Origin of the sequence: Streptomyces venezuelae, from assembly GCF_008642375.1 — a bacterium.
Lineage (GTDB): Bacteria > Actinomycetota > Actinomycetes > Streptomycetales > Streptomycetaceae > Streptomyces > Streptomyces venezuelae_G.
Window position 1 is genome coordinate 4,581,766 of record NZ_CP029194.1, and the last position, 16,815, is coordinate 4,598,580.

A 16,815-nucleotide genomic window follows, 5' to 3' on the forward strand; every position below is an offset into this window, starting at 1 on the left:
AGCTCGATGTCCAGTATGGACGAAGACACCCCGAACACGCCATCGCTTCCCGTCGAGTGGCCGCCGACGGCGATCCCCGGCCAGCCGGCCGCCCCCGCGCCCACCCCGGACCCCGAGGGCGTAGAGGTCCTCGACCAGCTCCGGGAGGCGATCCGGCGCTACGTCGTGATGCCGAGCGACGAAGCGCTGACCGCGACCACACTGTGGGCGGCGGCGACCCACCTGCAGACGGTGTGGCAGCACGCGCCGCGCCTCGCGGTGGTCGGGCCGGCCAAGCGGTGCGGGAAGTCGCGGCTGCTTGAGGTCCTGATCGAGGCCGTCCACGAGCCGCTGATCACGGTCAACGCCTCCGCCGCCGCGATCTTCCGGTCGATCGGCGACGCCGACCCGCCCACGCTCCTGGTCGACGAGGTCGACACGATCTTCGGCTCAGCGAAGGTCGCGGAGAAGAACGAGGAGATGCGCGGCCTGCTCAACGCCGGCCACCAGCGCAACCGGCCCACCCTGCGCGTCTCCGGCCCCAACCACGAGGTGGTCAAGTTCCCCACCTTCGCCATGGCTGCCCTCGCCGGCATCGGCGACCTCCCCGACACGATCATGGACCGGTCGGTCGTCATCCGCATGCGCCGCCGAGCCGAGACCGAGAAAGTCAGCTTCTGGCGCTACGGCCGCGACGACCTGGCGGTACGCGAGCTCCGCACCCGGCTGGCGGCCTGGCTGGCCTCCGTACGCGAGAAGGCCCTCGCCATGGAGCCGAAGCTGCCGGTCGAGGACCGTGCCGCCGACACCTGGGCGCCGCTGATCAGCGTCGCCGACCTCGCGGGCGGACACTGGCCCGTCCTGGCCCGCACCGCATGCACAGCGATGACGGACTACGAGTCCGGGCGCGACGAGGACGGCGGACTGAAGATCCGCATCCTCGCCGACATCCGCCGCGCCTTCGCCACCGAAGGCGACCAGCCGACGATCCGCACCGGCCGCCTCCTGGACATCCTCAACCAGGACCAGGAAGCGCCCTGGGCCGAGCACAGCCCCAACGGGCTCACCCCACGCGGCCTGCAGATCCTGCTCCAGGACTACGGCATCAAGTCGGCCAACCGCCGCTTCCCCGGCGGCCACCAGGCCAAGGGCTTCACCCGCGCCCAGTTCACCGACGCCTGGACCCGCTACTGCCCGCCCGAGGCAGCCGCCGCACCGGCGGACCAGCCCGGCGCCTGACCCTCCCCGACTCGTCCCACTCGTCCCCGCGCAGGTCAGCGCGGGGACGAGTCACCGACCCGCAACGAGTCGACCCGACATCACCACCCCACCCGTACCTGCCCTGACCAGCCACGGGACGAGTGGGACGAGTTCCGACCGCCCACAGCCGCCCACACCCCGGCGGCCACGCCCTTCCCCACCCTGGAGACCGGCCCCCTTGCACTTCCCTGCCCCAAGCGCCCCGGCAGCCATCCGCGCCGGCATCGCGCACCTCACCTCCGGCGCCAAGAAGAAGGACCTCAAACAGCGTGGTGGTTCTGGCGACGCCCGCCGAGCCCCCACACCGGCTGGGAGTCGTCGCGTGAACCGCACGGGACGCGTCGTCCTCGTCATCGGCCTGGTGGCCGTCGTCCTCATGGCCTTCCGGGTCTCGTGGAACGCACTGTCCGACGTGGCCCGCGCCATCGGCGCCGACCCCACAGCCGCCCTGCTCTACCCGATCGTCGTCGACGGGCTCATGGCCCTCGCCCTGATTGCCACGCTCGTGCTGAGCGGTGCCGACCGGAAGTTCGCGCTGCGGGTCCTGGCGACTTACACGATCGCCAGCCTCCTGCTGAACTACGTGCACGGCCTCGTACCGGCCCTGCACACCGACTCGATCCAGTGGGGCCGCCTGACCGATCTGGACTACGCGAACTGGGCCCTCGTACTGCTGGCTACCTCACTCCCGGTCGGGTCGATCTACTTCGGATCGGACCTCGTGGCCAAGGTGCTGCACCACACCCCCGAGTCGGCCGACCCGCCCGAAACGGCCTCCGGCCAGTCGGCAGGCGAGCAGGCCCCGGAGTCGTCGCCTGACCGGGCCGAATCGGTCCCCGAGCAGTTGACCGAGTCGACCCTGGTGAAGGTCACCGAGGCACCCATGACGGAACCGGCCGAGGGAGCCGAAGCGGCCCCGGCCACCCGACCGCCCCGGTCGGTCACAGCGACGGAGTCGACCGGAGCCGCCCCGCGTCGAGCGACCGGTCGGGTCCCCGCCGCGGCCAAGTCGACCGCCGACCGCACCCGCACCGACGCCGAAGTCCTCGACAACGCCCGACGCCTGACCACCGACTGGACCGACGACCAGCTGACCGCCGAACGCTTGCGGACCGAACTACGGATCGGCCAGAAACGCGCCCGCACCCTGCGCGACCGACTGCAGGCCGAACGGACCAGCCAGGACCAGCCCGCTCTGTACGACGGCTCCGAGATCGGGTCACTCGACGGACTCGACGGCGCCACCGCCCCAGTCGGGATCGCCTGACCCTCGCACCGACCCCGCCCTTCCGTCGCATCCCGGGTCCCTGTGCAGCCGAGCGCACAGGGACCCGGAGACCGCGCACAACCAAGCACCCATCGGAGAGCCGCCCCATGCACGCCCCGAACCACGAACTCCCCACCACTCAGCAGCAGATGAGCACCGACCTCAACCGCGCAGCAAGGTATGGCGTTGGACCGTCCAAGGGCCGGTCCCACGCGGAAGCCTCCGCCCCGGGGGTGGCGGAGGCAGCGGGTCCCCGGCGCGAGGGCGCACCGGGGACAGGGGGTGCGGCGGCGGCCGACGAAGCCGCGCTGCGTCGTGTCGCCCGCCGCCGCACCCGCCAGGACGTTCAGCGCAAGGAGCGTGTCGACGTCCGCTACAGCGTCGGCGAGAAGCAGGCGATCCTCGCCGAAGCCTGTCGCCTCGGTCTGGCTGGCGCGCACTTCGTCGGCGCCATCGTCATGGCCCACCTCAACGGCGACCTCGCCCTGCCCGACCAGCGCACCGCCACCGACGACCTGATCGACGAGTACGCAGCCCTGCGCAAGCAGGTCTCCAGGATCGGCCGGAACGTGAACCAGATCGCCAAACGCCTCAACTCCGGTGACGAGGCACACCCTGTGGACGCCGCCGTCCTCGCCGAGGCCGGACGGCTCTTGACCCTGGTCCAGGAGACGGTCACGGCGGTCGACGCCGCCGCCCATGTGGCCGCCACGAACCGTTGGGCGGCCTGATTGATCGCGAACATCGTCAAGCCCGGCCACAAAACACGGGGCGTCCTCAACTACCTCTACGGGCCCGGCCGCGCCAACGAACACACCGACCCCCACCTCGTCGCCGCGTGGGACGACTTTGTCCCCGACCCCGGCCGCAACCCCGCCGCCACAATCGCCCAGCTCGCCGATGTCCTCGACCTGCGGGTCAAGCAGGCCGGCCACAAGGCGCCGAAGAACCACGTCTGGCACTGCTCGATCCGCGCCGCCCCCGAAGACCGTCACCTGACCGACGACGAGTGGGCCACCATCGCCCGCCGCGTCCTCGACGCCACCGGCATCGCCCCGGCCGGCGACCCCGACGCCTGCCGCTGGGTCGCCGTCCGCCACGCCGACGACCACATCCACATCGTCGCCACCAAGGTCCGAGGCGACCTCCGCCCGCCGAGGAACTGGAACGACTTTCTGCGCGCCGACAAGGAACTCGTCGCCATCGAGAAGGAGTACGGCCTGCGCCAGGTGCCGCGCGGAGACCGTACCGCCGCCAAGCGGCCGACCCGTGCCGAGCAGGAGAAGGCTCAGCGCACCGGAAACGCGCGGACCTCTCGCGAGCACCTGCGCACCGTCGTCCGCACCGCCGTCGCGGCGGCCACGACCACCGAGGAGTTCTTCCGGCTCATCGAAGGGACCGGAGCCCTTGTCGACGTGCAGTACTTCCCGTCCGGGGATGTCCGCGGTTACAAGGTGGCCCTCGACGGCGACACCAACGTCCAGGGCGAGCCGGTGTGGTTCTCCGGCTCCACCCTCGCTCCCGACCTCTCCTACCCCAAGATCGCCGAACGTCTCACGGCCAGCGCGTCAACGCCGGCGGAGCGGAGCGAGGCCCCGGCCTGGCGGCGACTCTCCCACGCCATCGACCGGACACCCGACTACCTCGCCCACGGCGAGGACGAGGCCGGACAGGCCCACATCACCGTCCTCGCCGAAGCCCTCGACGCACTCCCCCTGCTCGCTCCCGCCAGCCTCCGGCCCCAGCTCGTACAGGCCGCCATCGTCTTCGAGCGCGCCGGCCGGTCCCGCATCCGCGCCCAACACCAGCAGGCCCAGGCCACCCGCCGGGCAGTGAAAACGATCCTGCGTGAGCCCGCCCCCAAGGACGGCACTCTCCTCGCGATCGTCCTCGACGCCCTGCTTCTGGCGGTCATCGCCGCGCAGCACTGGCACCGCGCCCGCAACCACCGCCAGCAGGCCGAAGCCGCCCGTCAGACCGCCGACCACCTCCGCATGGCCTATCAGGTCGCGGCCACCGAGCCGCTGGCCGTGCTCCGGCAGCGAGGAACACGCCTGGCCGAGTCACTGCGCCGGAGGCAGGAGTTCGCCCTGCGCCGAGCCCTTCCCGACCTGGCCGAACAGATCCTCGCGGAGCCCGGCTGGCCCGCTCTCGCCGCCACCCTCGACCGAGCCGAAGCGGCGGGCCACAACCCCGCCGCCCTCCTCACCGAGGCCACCGCCCGACGGGAAACCGCCTCCGCCACCAGCGTCAGCGAAGTCCTCACCTGGCGGCTCCACCGCCTCGCCGACCTGACCGCCGACGCCACCAGCAGTGCCCCGGCAGCGCCGTCGGCCGCCTACCGCCCGTCCAAAACCAGCCAGCAGCGCCGCACGCGCTGAACCTCATCCCGCCTTCCGACAAGGATCACACCCTGAAGATCCACCCCACCGCCGACATGTTCCCGATGCTCAGCCAGGACGAGCTGCTCGACCTCGCCGAGTCCATCAAGGCCGAGGGCCAGCACAGGCCGATCGTCCTTGACGCCGACGGCGTCCTCCTCGACGGCCGCAACCGCCTCGCCGCCTGCGAGATCGCCGGCGTCGAACCCCACTTCACCACCTACACCGGCAGCGACCCCACGGCGCTGATCCTCTCCAGCAACGTGTTCCGCCGGCACATCAGCAAGGGCCAGGAGGCCATGATCACAGCCATGGCCTGTTCAGTGTCGGGACACTCCCTGCGCGACCTGGCCAAGACCCACGGCCTCAGCCGCACCCGCCTCTCCGCCGCCAACGTCGTCCTCAAGTACTCCCCCGGCCTCGCCGAACAGGTCCGCATCGGTGCCTTCCCCCTCGACACCGCCTACGAAGCCGCCCGTGAAAACAAGGCAAAGGCCGAAGCCATCCAGGAGAAGCACGACCGCGTCACCGAGCACGCCCCGGACCTCGCCAAGCAGGTCGCCGAAGGCCACCTCACCCTCGACAACGCCATCGCCACCCTGGAGGAACGACAGAAGCAGACCCGCGTCCGGAACCAGATCGCCGAGGCCGACGCGCTCCGTATCGCCGACGGACACACGTCCCCGCCCCTGGCCCAACTCGCCGAGCAGGGAGACATCACCTGGAACCAGGCCCACCAGCAGGCCGAGCAGTACATCACCCAGCGTCAGACCGTCATCCACCACACCCAGCAGGCCATCGAACAGGCCGCCCAGCGCTGGACCACGATCCGGACCCTCATACCCCGCCCCGACACCGCCTTCGCCCGCGAAGTCCACGCCGGCCTCTCAGCCGAAGCCCGGGAGCTGACCGCCCACCTCACTCCGCTCACCTGACACGAAGCGCGCCTCGGGCCCAGGTCCAGAAGGTCCGGGCCCGAGGCGCGTAGTCATCAACAGGCCGAGAAGGGTTCCGCCGCACGTCGTGTCCCGAAACGGAACAGCGAAGGCGTTCACTCTCGGGACATCCGCCTCGTGCCCCGACAGAACAAGGCGGCCCCTGTGCGCAGAAAGCGCAGCCCGGAGCCCCCTGCCTGCCAACTTCCCCACGCGCAGACGGCGTCCTGGGTACCGTGCTGGTGACGAACTCTGTACGGACGGCCCGGCGCACCCCGCACGGCCGTCCGGCGGTTGGGGAGGTGTCCTGATGCTGGAGGAAGCCGAGGAGATCGGCCGGCGCGTCCGCAGGGCGAGGCTGCGGCTCGGGATGCCGCAGGCCGATCTCGCCACGGCCCTGGGGAAGTCGCAGGGCTGGGTGTCGAAGATGGAGCGGGGCCTGATCGAGCTGGACCGGGTCGGGCTGCTCAACCAGGTGGCCGCCGAGCTGCACGTCCACCCGAACGACCTGATCGGACGCCCGTACAGCAGCTCGCCCGACGACAACCAGTGGCAGATCGCGGCCTCGTCGATCCTGCGCGAGCTGCGCCGCTACGACCTCGCCCCCGTCTTCGACGGGACGCCGAGGCCGGCGCCGCAGCTGTGGCGGGAGGTGACGCGGCTCCACCGGCTCCGGGACACCGCCTCCAACGTGGCGATCCTCCGCGTCCTGCCCGACCTGTTCCGCGAGGCCCGCGCCCTGGCCGAGGCGTCGGAGGGGTACGAGCGGGAGGAGGCGTACGCGATCTACGCGGTGTGCTGCAAGTTCGCCCACACCGCCGCCCACTCCCTCGGCCACCCCGAACTGGTCGCGATGGCCTGCGAGCGGGCCGCGTGGTCGGCCCGCCTCTCCGGGGACCCTGTACTGCCCGCGGTCGCGGACTGGATGCGGGTCTGGGACATGTGGGCGACGGCCGACTGGGCGGACGCGCTGACGCTCTCGGACAAGGCGATCGGGTCAGTGCAGCGGGCGTACGAGCACGGCGACCCGCTGGCCGTACGGGCCTGGGGTACCCTCCAGCTCCGGGCGGCGGTCTCGGCCGCCCGCGCCGGTCGCGCGTCGGAGGCCGAGGCCCGGATCGGGTACGCGAAGGACGCAGCCGAGCGGTTGGACTCGTACGCCGGAGTGCCGGTGTACGACCGGCACTCGCTGACGTTCTCCGCCGGGAACGTACAGATCCACGCGATCAGCGTGGCCCTGGAGATGGGCGAGCAGGGCAAGGCCCTGGAGATAAACCGCCGCACCAGCCCGGAGCTGGTGGGCGCGCTCCCCAACTCCCGTCAGGGGCACCACCACATGGACATCGCACGGGCCTGGCTGTGGGACGGCAACCGGGACAAGGCCCTCGTCGAGCTGGAGACCGCCGAGCGGATCGCACCCCAGCTCGTACGGAACCACCCCATCGCCCGCTCCACGCTCCGGAGCATCGTCTACACCGAACGGGCAGCCACGCGTGAGAAGTTGCGGCGCATGTCCGACCGCTTTCACCTGGACGGATAGGGGTCGTATTCCTCCGGCTCATATTCGGGGCCCCGACCGTCCCTAACTTCGGGGCATGACCGGACGACGCACACCTCATCTACCTTCACAGGGAGCGGAGTTACGCACGGCGGCTCCCTTCGTGCCCCGGCTCGGTGACCTCGCCGCCGACACCGCCCACAGCGGTCGTGTCGGCGTCGTGGTCACCCTCCCCGGCGAGGACTCCGCCACCACCTACCACCTGCGCCTGCCCGACGGCGGACCCACCTGGTCCGCCCCGGCGGACGGCTCCACTCTGCTCCCGGTGCCCGCGCAGATCACGCACACCACCCTGCTGCCCAGCGGGGGCGCGGTCTACGACCCGCGCACCCACCAGGGCTCGGTGCCCGTCGTGTTCCACTTCACGGACGGATCGATCAGTGAGGGCGCTCTCGTCCTCACCTCGATGGAGCTGGAACGGCTGTACGCCCAGATCGGCCGCCTCCTCGTCAGCCACGAGAAGGCCACCGGTGACCTCGAATGAGCAGGTCCCGCCACCGCCGGCCCACCGCTCGCGCTCTCGCTACCTCCCGCGTACGGGCTGATCGCAGCAGCCGGTGCGCCCTGACGTTCCTCGCTCTCGCCGGCCTGGCCGGGCCCGCCTGGGCCCTGCGGTCCCACGCCGACCAGCTCCTCGCCTCCGCAGGCCACAGGGCTGCCGTGGCTGTGCCGGACGCGCTTCCGCTCCCTCACGCCACCGACCGCTGAACGGCCCTCCGCCGAGGAGACCCGGAGCTTCCCCGTACCGCTCCCGCACCCCTCGGCGGAGGGCGACCAGCCACGTACCTTCCGACACGCGAAAGGTGAATCCGATGGACACCTTGACCGCCCTTGCCGGGCAGATCGCCCAGCTCGACGCCGTCGACCCCGCTCAGCTGGAGCGGCTGCGCCACGAGGCCCTGACGGCCCAGGCGCCCTGGAAGGCCGAGTACAGCGCCTACCAGTCGGGAGGCTGGTGGACGACGTCGCTGATGAACGCGTCCGGCGACGCCGCCGACGTGACGATCGGCGACTGCGCGGCCAGGCCGACCGACCTGCTGACGCGGATGCCGGCCACCGCCGCCCTGCTGACCGAACTCGGCCTGAACTACATGTGGGTGCGGCTCGCCCGGCTGGAGCCCAACGCCTTCCTGTGGGAACACCGCGACTACGACGAGCTCGACCAGGTCGAGCGGCACCGGCTGCACATCCCCCTGCACACCAACAAGTCGGCGTTCCTCGTCGCCGGCGGCACCAAGGTCCACATGACCGGCGGGCGGATCTGGCGGCTGACGCCGACGTACGCCCACGGGGTGTGCAACCTGCTCGGGCCGGACCGGATCCACCTGATCGCCGACGTGTACGTCGACGACGCCTATCGGCGCCTGGCCCGCCGGCCTTCGCTGCACCCCGGCTCCGCCGAGCCGCTGCCCTCGGCCGACGCGGCGGTGCTCGCCGAGCGGCTCCAGGCCGCCCGTGGCATGGCTGGCCTCGGCTACACGGACGCGGCCGAGCGGATGCTGCTGCGGCTCTTCTACACGTACGCATTGCCCGAGGGCGCGGTCTACGACCTGATCGCGGAGCTGCATACCTCGCTCGGCGACGAGGAGGCCACCACGCGCTGGACGACCGCCAAGCGCCGCCTCCTCGCCCTCACGGCCTGACCGCCACGCCCCACACGCCGGAATCCGATCGGAGGACGCACGTGCCCACCCTGCACCTGGCGGAACTCACCTTCGCCAACCGCCCCGCTCAGCTCCCGCTGCTGTCCCGGCTCGCCGACACCCTGGCCACCTCCCCGGCCGTCACGCACCTGATGGTGCGTGGGTCGCTGGCCCACGGAACGGCCGACCGTCTCTCTGACGTCGACTTCGTCGTCGGAGTCCAGGACGCCGACCTGCCCGCTTTCGTCGAGGCCCTGGACGACCTGATGTCCGTCGAGGCCGGCGCCCTGCTGCCCGGCTGGCGCGACACGATCGTCGCCGACCTCGGCGGCGTCGGCATGGTCTTCCTAGTCCCGGACGAGGGGTACCTGCACCAGATCGACCTCTACGTGGCGCCCGCGTCTCGCGTCCCGCGCCTGCGGGCCACGGTCGCCACTGCCGTACTCCTCGACCGGGAGCCGGCACTCGTCCCGGCCGAGGGGACGGCGGTCGCCGAGCGGTTCGCGGCCGAGTTTCTCGCCCGGCCCCGTACGTGCGCCGAGCTGCTCATCGAGCACCTGGTGCTGGCCGTCCTGCTGCACAAGCGCATCAAGCGCGGCCAGCGGTTCGTCGCGTACTCCGAGTGGCACCGCCTCCACACGGCCACGAAGGACCTGATCAAGACCGCGCTGGTCCCCACCTCGCGGTTCTGGGGCTGGTACCAGCTGCGCGAGGAGATCGCCCTCACCCCGATCGGCCGGGCCTGCCTCGGCGACCTGGAGGCGGCGATCGGTGGACCGGCCGTCCCCCTCGCCACCGACGTCGACGCGGCTGTCGAGCGGACGCTCGCCCTGGTCGAGCGGGTCTGCCCCGAGGCCCTGAGGGGGCTGGAGGACGCCGTCCTGGCGTACCGCACGTACCTGGAGCAGATGTGAACGGGCTCCACCTCGCGGGTTCGGCCACCGGCCGGGCCCGCGAGGGCCGGACCGCCGTCTTCTTCGGCGGGGTCCGCCCCACCTCCGCCGAGGAGGAGAAGCTGGCCGAGGAGATCGGCCAGGCCCTGGCCCAGGCGGGATACCAGCTCCTACACGGCGGCTACAACGGCCTGATGGAAGCCGCCGCGCGCGGGGCTTCCTCCGAAGGAGTCCCGGTAACCGCGGTGACCCTCATCGACAAGCGCGACGAGTGGGGCGCGTTCAACCCGTACGCCACCACGTCCGTCCACCTGCCCGACCTCGGCGCCCGGCTCAACCACTACCTGGACCACGCCGACCTCGTCGTCGCCATGGGCGGAGGAGTCGGCACCCTCCACGAGCTGACCGCCGCCATGTACTACGCGACCACCATCCGGCCCATACCGATCTTCCTTGCAGGGGCCGCCGCGCTGCGCCTGCTCGCCTTCCTGCGCGAGGAGAAGTGGCTGTACGAGACCTCGACCCGGCCCCTCGGCTTCCTCAGCACCGCCGAGTCCGCCGACGCCTTCCGCGACCACCTCGCCGCTCCCGGCGTGTTCGACACCGCACCGATCGGAGGAGCATGACCACCAGCATGCGGCTGCCCGACCTCACCGTCCGGCTCGCCGAAACCGCCCTCGTCACCGCCCCCTTCCACCTCGCCGACGGCACGAGGCTCGACAGCTACTTCGACGAGTACCGTCTGGCCGCCGACCCCGAGCTCCTGCGTGACACCGCCGCCGCCATGGCCGCCCTCGTCCCCACCGACGCCCAGCTCCTCGCCGGCATCGAACTCGGCGGCGTCCCCCTGGCCGTCGCGCTGTCCGCCGCCACCGGCCTGCCCGCCGTCTTCCTGCGCCGCCGTCCGAAGGGATACGGCTCCCGCCGGCAGATCGAAGGCGCGCCCTTCGCCGGCCGCCGGGCCGTCCTCGTCGACGACGTGGTCCGTTCCGGCGGACAGCTGCTCGCCATGGCCAGCATCCTGCGGATCGCCGGTGCGCCGGTCAGCGACGCGCTGTGCGTGCTTGAGCGCCCGCTCGGCGGCCGAACGCTGCTGGCCGAACACCGCGTAGCGCTCCGCTCCCTGCTCTCCGAGGCCGACCTGCCTACACCCCGAAAGGATGAGGCCGAGTGAAGCGGGCCGTGCTGTTCGACCTCGACGGCGTCCTCGTCGACAGCCGTCACGCCCAACTCGCCACCCTGGCGGGCTTCGCCACCTCCGCACTCGGCCGGCGCATCACCGTCGCCGACCTGCCGGCCGAGGCCGCGACCACCCCGCGCGAGCACGTCCTCGCCGAACTCGGATACGCCGGAGCGATCAACCAGGACAGCTGGGACGCGGCGACGGCCACCGCCACCCTCACCGCCGAGGTGTTCCCGTTCGTGGCCGACACGCTCGCCGCGCTCCGCGCCGCCGACGTCGGCACCGGCATCGTGACCCTGCGAAACCGTCAGCGGGTCAACTGGCTGCTGCCACCCGGCATCCTCGACCTGATCGACGTCGTCATCTGCTACGAGGACGCGACGCCGAAGCCCGCGGCCGACGGTCTCCTGCTCGCCCTCGACAAGCTCGGCGTGACGCCCGGCGACGCCGTGTTCGTCGGCGACATGGAGTCCGACATGCACGCGGCACGGGCCGCCGGCGTGACCCCGATCGGCTCCGGCTGGGGCTTCTCCGGCCCGTCGACACTCACCCGGGCCGGCGCCGTCGCCGTACTCCCCCACGCCGACGACCTCGCCGGGACGCTCCTGTCCCTGACAGGCACCGGGCCTCGGGGCACATAAATCCAGGCGATCTTGACTCCGGACCCGCTACGCTGGGTGGCGCAGTCACAGCGGACCGTTGCGTCCGGTGTCGGCTGCGCCACCTCAAGCGACGGATCTGGAGTCATGGTCTACACCGTGGGGGCGCGAGCTATCTGCGTCGAGCTGGAGAACTGAGAACCCCTCAGTCCCTGTTCTCGGCCCGGCTCGGCGTGTGATCGACCCCCATCTCTCCACGACTCTTCCGTGAGGGCCACACCACCATGCGCTCGACGCAGATCCGCTCCACCTTCCTGGACTTCTTCACCTCACGCGGCCACCGCCACGTCCCGTCCAGCCCGCTCATCCCCTCCGATCCGACTCTGCTCCTCGCCAACGCCGGCATGAACCAGTTCAAGCCGTACTTCCTGGGCGAGGTCGCCCCGGACTTCTCGCGCGCCACCACCATCCAGAAGTGCGCCCGCACCTCCGACATCGACAACGTCGGCCGTACGAACCGGCACGCCACGTTCTTCGAGATGATGGGCAACTTCTCCTTCGGCGACTACTTCAAGGCCGACGCCATCGCCTTCGCCTGGGAACTCCTCACCCAGGGCTTCAATCTGGAGAAGGACCGCCTCTGGATCACCGTCTACCAGGACGACGACGAGGCCGAGCAGCTCTGGCGCAAGATCGGCGTCCCCGCCGAGCGCATCCAGCGCCTGGGCATGGAGGACAACTTCTGGTCCATGGGCGTCCCCGGCCCCTGCGGCCCCTGCTCGGAGGTCAACTACGACCGGGGGCCGACCTTCGGCAGCGAAGGCGGACCGGCCGTCGACGGCGAGCGGTACGTGGAGATCTGGAACCTCGTCTTCATGCAGTACCAGCGCGGCGAGGGCGACAAGAAGGGCGACTTCCCGATCCTCGGCGACCTCGCCCAGCAGAGCATCGACACCGGCCTCGGCCTCGACCGACTCGCCGCGATCCTCCAGAACGTCGAGAACGTCTGCGGCACCGACCTCCTGCGGCCCACCCTCAGGACCGTCCAGGAACTCGCAGGCCGCGACTACCCCGGCAGCGGCGAGGAGAAAGTCTCCTTCCAGGTCGTCACGGAGCACGCCCGCTCCATCGCCTACCTGATCGCCGACGGAGTCCTGCCCGCCAAGGACGGCCGCGGCTACGTCCTGCGCCGCCTGATGCGCCGCGCGATTCGCCACGCCCGTCTCCTCGGCATCGACCAGGCCGTCCTCGCCCCGGCGACCGCCAGCGTCATCGCCAACCTCGGCGACGTCTGGCCCGAGCTGACCGCCCAGGCCGCCCTCATCGAGCAGGTCGTCACCGCCGAAGAGGAGTCCTTCACCCGCACCCTCGCCCAGGGCACCCGACTCCTGAACTCCGCTATCAGCCGCAGCCGCGAGAGCCGGTCCACGACTCTCGCCGGGGAGACCGCCTTCGAACTCCACGACACGTTCGGCTTCCCCGTCGAGCTGACCGTCGAAGCCGCCCGCGACGCCGGCCTGACCGTCAACGAGGACCGCTTCGCCGGCCTGCTCGCCGAGCAGCAGCGCCGCGCCAAGGCCGGCGGCAAAGCAAGGACCACCGAGGCGCTGCGCCGTCAGGACGCCTACCGCGAGCTTTCCGCCCGCCACGGTCGTACCGACTTCGTCGGCTACGACCGCCTCGACGCCGAGGCCACCGTCCTCGGCCTCATCACCGACGGCACCGTCGTGCCCGGCGCCTTCCAGGGCAGCACCGTCGAACTGGTCCTGGACCGCAGCCCGTTCTACGCCGAGTCCGGCGGCCAGGTCGGCGACACCGGCACCATCCGGACCGCCGACGGCGCCCTCCTTGAGGTCCTGGACACCAAGCCCGGCTTGGAGGGCTTCCACGTCCACACCGTCCGCGTCGCCGAAGGCGAGATCCGTACTGGCGATCAGGCCGAAGCCCGCGTGAACGGCGCCCGCCGCGAGGCCGTCGCCCGCTCCCACTCCGCCACCCACGTGCTGCACGCCATGCTCTGCCGCACGCTCGGCGACCACGCCCGGCAGCAGGGCTCCCTCGTCGACGCCGGTCGCCTCCGCTTCGACTTCGCCCACTTCTCCGCCGTCGAACGCCCCCAGCTCGCCGCCATCGAGACCCTCGTCAACGACGGCCTCCTCGCCGACCCCGAGGTACGCGTCTGGCACGCCACGCGCGCCGAGGCCGAGGCCGCCGGAGCGACCGCCCTCTTCGGAGAGAAGTACGGCGACCACGTCCGCATCGTCGACATCGGCGACTTCTCCCGCGAACTCTGCGGCGGCACCCACATCGGCCACGGCTCCAACGCCGGCCCCGTCCGCATCGTCGGCGAAGCCTCCATCGGCTCCAACCTCCGCCGCATCGAAGCCCTCACCGGCCGAGACGCCCTCGACTACTACGACACCGAGCGCCGCCTCCTCGAAGAACTCTCCGGTCTCCTCGGTACCCGCCCGCAGGAGGCCCCCGACGCCCTCCGCAAGCGCCTCGACTCCCTCGCCTCCGCCGAGCGGGAACTCAGCCGCCTCCGCGAAGCCGAGCTGCGAGACCGCGCCCAGCAGCTCGCCGCCTCCGCCCGAACGGTCGCCGGCGGCCGGGTCGTCACCGAGAAGGTGACCGGCCTCGGCCCGGACGAACTCCGCACTCTGGCCCACAACACCGCCGGCCTCCTCGACGCCGGCCACGCCGTCGTCGTCCTCGGCACCGAGCACGACGGCAAGGCCCTCCTGGCCGCCGCGGTCACCCGCAGCCTCCACGACACCGGCACCGAGGCCAGCCGCATCCTCATCCCGGCCGCGCGTACGGTCGGCGGCGGGGCTGGCGGCAAGGGCGCGGTCGCCAGCGCCGGCGGCCGCCGCACCGAAGCCCTCGACGAAGCCCTCACGATCGCCGCCCAGGACGCCGCCCGCGCGCTCGGCCAGTAGCGCCCGGTTGCCGGTGCCGCCGTAAGCGGCACCGGCACGCCACTTCACCCGCCGCGTCTGCCCGACGCCAGCTCCTTCAGGAGCACGACGCTCTCGTAATTCGTCACGCCCCACCGCCAAGACCCGACGGGCGCGTAACCGCGCCTGCGGTACCAGCCGACCAGGTCAGCTGCCTGCGCAGACGTATCGATCACCACATGCGCGGACCCGAGCGCGGCGATACGTTCCTCTGCCAGGGCCAGCAGCCGCTGCCCGAGCCCCGTCCCCCGGTACGCCGGATCCACCGCCAGCTGCCAGAACGATCCCGCACCCACCGGAGCGGGATACCCCTCTGGTACGGAATACGGAGCCGCCACCGTCACCGACCCCACCAGTTCCGCACCCCGGACGGCGAGCCAGCACTCCCCGCCGCCCGCTCGGTACTCGGTGTCATGCACTGTCTGATACGAGGCGAAGAAGACCCGGCCCGCCGTAGCATGATCGGCATACGAGCGGTGAAGCAAGGCGGTCAGTTCTTCCATGGAGTCGTCGGCAGCAAGACGGCGCAGCCCGAAGCCCCTGGTCAAGACCCCTGTCCCTTCCTCCATGACCTACCACCCGCCGTGTTCCTTGATCGCGGTTGCGCTGCGACCCCCTAGACCCATATTGGAATAAAGTGGAACAAAGGGGGTCATTGACCGGGGAGGTCAGATGGCTACGAGCCTGGTGACCGAATACGGACCGAAGCAGTGGAAGGACATAGTCCATCGCGGGCAGCGGCTCGTCGGTACCGAGAGCACGGTCCAGTTCCAGCTGGGCGACATCGGCCTTGAGATGGTCCCTCTCCCGCCGAAGGGCAAGCGGCTGCCCATGAAGGCGTACAACATGCTGGCGGACTACGCCGACGAGGTCGGACTGACGCGAGAGACGTTCGAGGGGTACCGGCTCGTCGCCGGCGCGTGGCCCAGGAAGCAGCGACAGAAGGACGTGTGCTGGACGGTCCACTCCATCCTCTCCCACCGGCATGACCGCTTCGAGCTGATCCTCGACCCGCCGGTCCACCGTAAGACCGGCCGTCGTGAGTGGACCTGTGCTGGGGCCCAGCGCGCCGTGGGCTGGAAGACCGACGTTCCGGAAACCGAAGAGGAGCGCCTCCGGATAGTCGAGGATCTACTTGATGACGAGCAAGTGGCGGCGGCGGCAGTCGAGCGCGTCATGCGCCGGGAGACGGTGGCACGGCAAGTGGTCGAGAAGCCCGCTGTTCGCGAGTCTTTCAACCGGGCTCAGACGGAGCGGATAGTCGAGGCGCGAGAGCAGACGAGGAAGCGCCCCGAGATCCGACGCATCAACGAGCAAGCGGAGGCCCTCTCCGTCCTACGCCTCTGCTCCGACTTCACCCACGGCATAGGCCGCGCTCTGCCCACCCTTCACGTTGCCGAGCTTTCCGAGGACGCGAAGGAATCGATCCGGGAAGGGCTCCAACGAGTCACCGCAGCCGTCTCGTGGACAGAGCACGCCCTGGACACAGGAAGCACCGACATGGACGCGGCCCTGGAACGGCTGCTCGCCGAGTAGCGGGTGAAAGAAGGTCGATACCGAACAGAACGAGGAGGGGCCGAATCAGGTCTGCCCTCCGCGCGCGGGGCGACGCAGACAGAACAAGATCGAAAGATCGACTGGAGGAGCCGACGAGACCAAGCGCGGAGGATGCTCGTCCAGTTCTCGAAGGATGAATAGCGATGACCGCCCACCAGCCTGCTGAGCTGTCAGCACAGATGGTGAAAGACGCCCTGGACAGGGCCGGCACGCGAGGCTTGACCTTTGACGAGCTGGTCGAGGATACGGGACTCACTTACTACCAGGTCAGGTACGGGATTTCCTTCCTCCGGGAGAGCCTCGCGGACCTGAAGGACTCAGACGCCGTGTTCACGTACGACCCCCGGGAGCACGTGTACCGCATCGTGTACATCCCCGAGGTCGCGGAACTCTACGAGGTCTTCAGGCTGCAGGGGGAGGCCACGCGAACTCTTCGGATGCTGGCAGGCACGGTAATCCCCCACTCCAAACTGGCGCGCACAAAGGCGGTACGTCTGATGCGCCGCCACCTGGAGGTCGTAGTCGAGGACGCCAAGGACCTCCTTGCACCAGTCTGATCAAGAAGCAGCTGGTGCGACTCGTCGCGACGATTCCACGTCATCA

16 protein-coding genes are annotated in these 16,815 nt (G+C 70.7%); 15 read left to right on the top strand and 1 reads right to left on the bottom strand.

Annotated elements, in window-relative coordinates; translation table 11 throughout:
- Positions 1 to 15: 15 nt before the first annotated feature.
- The 13 genes from DEJ46_RS21030 (at position 16) to alaS (ending at position 14,637) form a co-directional block, all read left to right on the top strand.
- Entirely contained in the window at positions 16 to 1,218 is a 1,203-nt protein-coding gene (locus DEJ46_RS21030; protein ID WP_150268622.1) for a DUF3631 domain-containing protein, read from the top strand.
- A 343-nt stretch (positions 1,219 to 1,561) separates the two neighbouring features.
- The gene (locus DEJ46_RS21035) at positions 1,562 to 2,506 is read left to right on the top strand and encodes a DUF2637 domain-containing protein (RefSeq protein ID WP_150268624.1); all 945 of its coding nucleotides are present in this window, start codon (positions 1,562 to 1,564) and stop codon (positions 2,504 to 2,506) included.
- A gap of 107 nt (positions 2,507 to 2,613) precedes the next feature.
- Positions 2,614 to 3,237 (top strand): plasmid mobilization relaxosome protein MobC, encoded by a 624-nt coding sequence (mobC, locus tag DEJ46_RS21040; protein WP_150268626.1) that lies wholly within the window; start codon positions 2,614 to 2,616, stop codon positions 3,235 to 3,237.
- Positions 3,238 to 4,887, top strand: a complete 1,650-nt coding sequence (locus tag DEJ46_RS21045) for a relaxase/mobilization nuclease domain-containing protein (RefSeq protein ID WP_150268628.1) — start codon at positions 3,238 to 3,240, stop codon at positions 4,885 to 4,887. It abuts the gene before it with no gap.
- 56 nt (positions 4,888 to 4,943) lie between these two features.
- Positions 4,944 to 5,822 carry a ParB/RepB/Spo0J family partition protein gene (locus tag DEJ46_RS21050; protein WP_150268629.1) on the top strand — a complete coding sequence of 293 codons (879 nt, stop codon included), beginning with the start codon at positions 4,944 to 4,946 and terminating at the stop codon, positions 5,820 to 5,822.
- 310 nt (positions 5,823 to 6,132) lie between these two features.
- Entirely contained in the window at positions 6,133 to 7,362 is a 1,230-nt protein-coding gene (locus DEJ46_RS21055; RefSeq protein WP_150268631.1) for a helix-turn-helix domain-containing protein, read from the top strand.
- A gap of 121 nt (positions 7,363 to 7,483) precedes the next feature.
- The gene (locus DEJ46_RS40015; protein ID WP_150268633.1) at positions 7,484 to 7,864 is read left to right on the top strand and encodes a hypothetical protein; all 381 of its coding nucleotides are present in this window, start codon (positions 7,484 to 7,486) and stop codon (positions 7,862 to 7,864) included.
- A 328-nt stretch (positions 7,865 to 8,192) separates the two neighbouring features.
- Positions 8,193 to 9,023: an aspartyl/asparaginyl beta-hydroxylase domain-containing protein gene (locus DEJ46_RS21065; RefSeq protein WP_150268635.1), complete on the top strand. Its 831-nt coding sequence runs from the start codon at positions 8,193 to 8,195 to the stop codon at positions 9,021 to 9,023.
- Between the two features lie 41 nt (positions 9,024 to 9,064).
- Positions 9,065 to 9,937 carry a hypothetical protein gene (locus tag DEJ46_RS21070; RefSeq protein WP_150268637.1) on the top strand — a complete coding sequence of 291 codons (873 nt, stop codon included), beginning with the start codon at positions 9,065 to 9,067 and terminating at the stop codon, positions 9,935 to 9,937.
- Positions 9,934 to 10,542, top strand: coding sequence for an LOG family protein (locus DEJ46_RS21075; protein WP_150268639.1), 609 nt, complete (start codon positions 9,934 to 9,936; stop codon positions 10,540 to 10,542). Before DEJ46_RS21070 ends, DEJ46_RS21075 begins: the two co-directional genes overlap by 4 nt.
- The gene (locus tag DEJ46_RS21080; RefSeq protein WP_223834874.1) at positions 10,539 to 11,090 is read left to right on the top strand and encodes an orotate phosphoribosyltransferase; all 552 of its coding nucleotides are present in this window, start codon (positions 10,539 to 10,541) and stop codon (positions 11,088 to 11,090) included. The genes DEJ46_RS21075 and DEJ46_RS21080 overlap by 4 nt, the downstream gene beginning before the upstream one ends.
- Entirely contained in the window at positions 11,087 to 11,740 is a 654-nt protein-coding gene (locus DEJ46_RS21085) for an HAD family hydrolase (protein WP_223834876.1), read from the top strand. The genes DEJ46_RS21080 and DEJ46_RS21085 overlap by 4 nt, the downstream gene beginning before the upstream one ends.
- Before the next feature lie 242 nt (positions 11,741 to 11,982).
- Positions 11,983 to 14,637, top strand: a complete 2,655-nt coding sequence (alaS, locus tag DEJ46_RS21090) for an alanine--tRNA ligase (protein WP_150268641.1) — start codon at positions 11,983 to 11,985, stop codon at positions 14,635 to 14,637.
- 44 nt (positions 14,638 to 14,681) lie between these two features.
- Here alaS and DEJ46_RS21095 read toward each other — a convergent pair whose 3' ends face one another.
- Entirely contained in the window at positions 14,682 to 15,203 is a 522-nt protein-coding gene (locus DEJ46_RS21095; RefSeq protein ID WP_190622788.1) for a GNAT family N-acetyltransferase, read from the bottom strand.
- Positions 15,204 to 15,327: 124 nt separating this feature from the next.
- Between DEJ46_RS21095 and DEJ46_RS21100 the strand changes: the two genes are divergently transcribed.
- Positions 15,328 to 16,191, top strand: coding sequence for a DUF6192 family protein (locus DEJ46_RS21100; protein ID WP_150268645.1), 864 nt, complete (start codon positions 15,328 to 15,330; stop codon positions 16,189 to 16,191).
- A 164-nt stretch (positions 16,192 to 16,355) separates the two neighbouring features.
- Positions 16,356 to 16,769: a hypothetical protein gene (locus tag DEJ46_RS21105; protein WP_150268647.1), complete on the top strand. Its 414-nt coding sequence runs from the start codon at positions 16,356 to 16,358 to the stop codon at positions 16,767 to 16,769.
- The last annotated feature ends 46 nt before the right edge of the window (positions 16,770 to 16,815 follow it).

Bases quoted from the DNA above. Each gene is read 5' to 3' on its own strand.
- alaS (WP_150268641.1), top strand. From the start codon at position 11,983: ATGCGCTCGACGCAGATCCGCTCCACCTTCCTGGACTTCTTCACCTCA.
- DEJ46_RS21080 (WP_223834874.1), top strand. From the start codon at position 10,539: ATGACCACCAGCATGCGGCTGCCCGACCTCACCGTCCGGCTCGCCGAA.
- DEJ46_RS21100 (WP_150268645.1), top strand. From the start codon at position 15,328: ATGGCTACGAGCCTGGTGACCGAATACGGACCGAAGCAGTGGAAGGAC.
- DEJ46_RS21065 (WP_150268635.1), top strand. From the start codon at position 8,193: ATGGACACCTTGACCGCCCTTGCCGGGCAGATCGCCCAGCTCGACGCC.
- DEJ46_RS21055 (WP_150268631.1), top strand. From the start codon at position 6,133: ATGCTGGAGGAAGCCGAGGAGATCGGCCGGCGCGTCCGCAGGGCGAGG.
- DEJ46_RS21050 (WP_150268629.1), top strand. From the start codon at position 4,944: ATGTTCCCGATGCTCAGCCAGGACGAGCTGCTCGACCTCGCCGAGTCC.
- DEJ46_RS21030 (WP_150268622.1), top strand. From the start codon at position 16: ATGGACGAAGACACCCCGAACACGCCATCGCTTCCCGTCGAGTGGCCG.
- DEJ46_RS21105 (WP_150268647.1), top strand. From the start codon at position 16,356: ATGACCGCCCACCAGCCTGCTGAGCTGTCAGCACAGATGGTGAAAGAC.
- mobC (WP_150268626.1), top strand. From the start codon at position 2,614: ATGCACGCCCCGAACCACGAACTCCCCACCACTCAGCAGCAGATGAGC.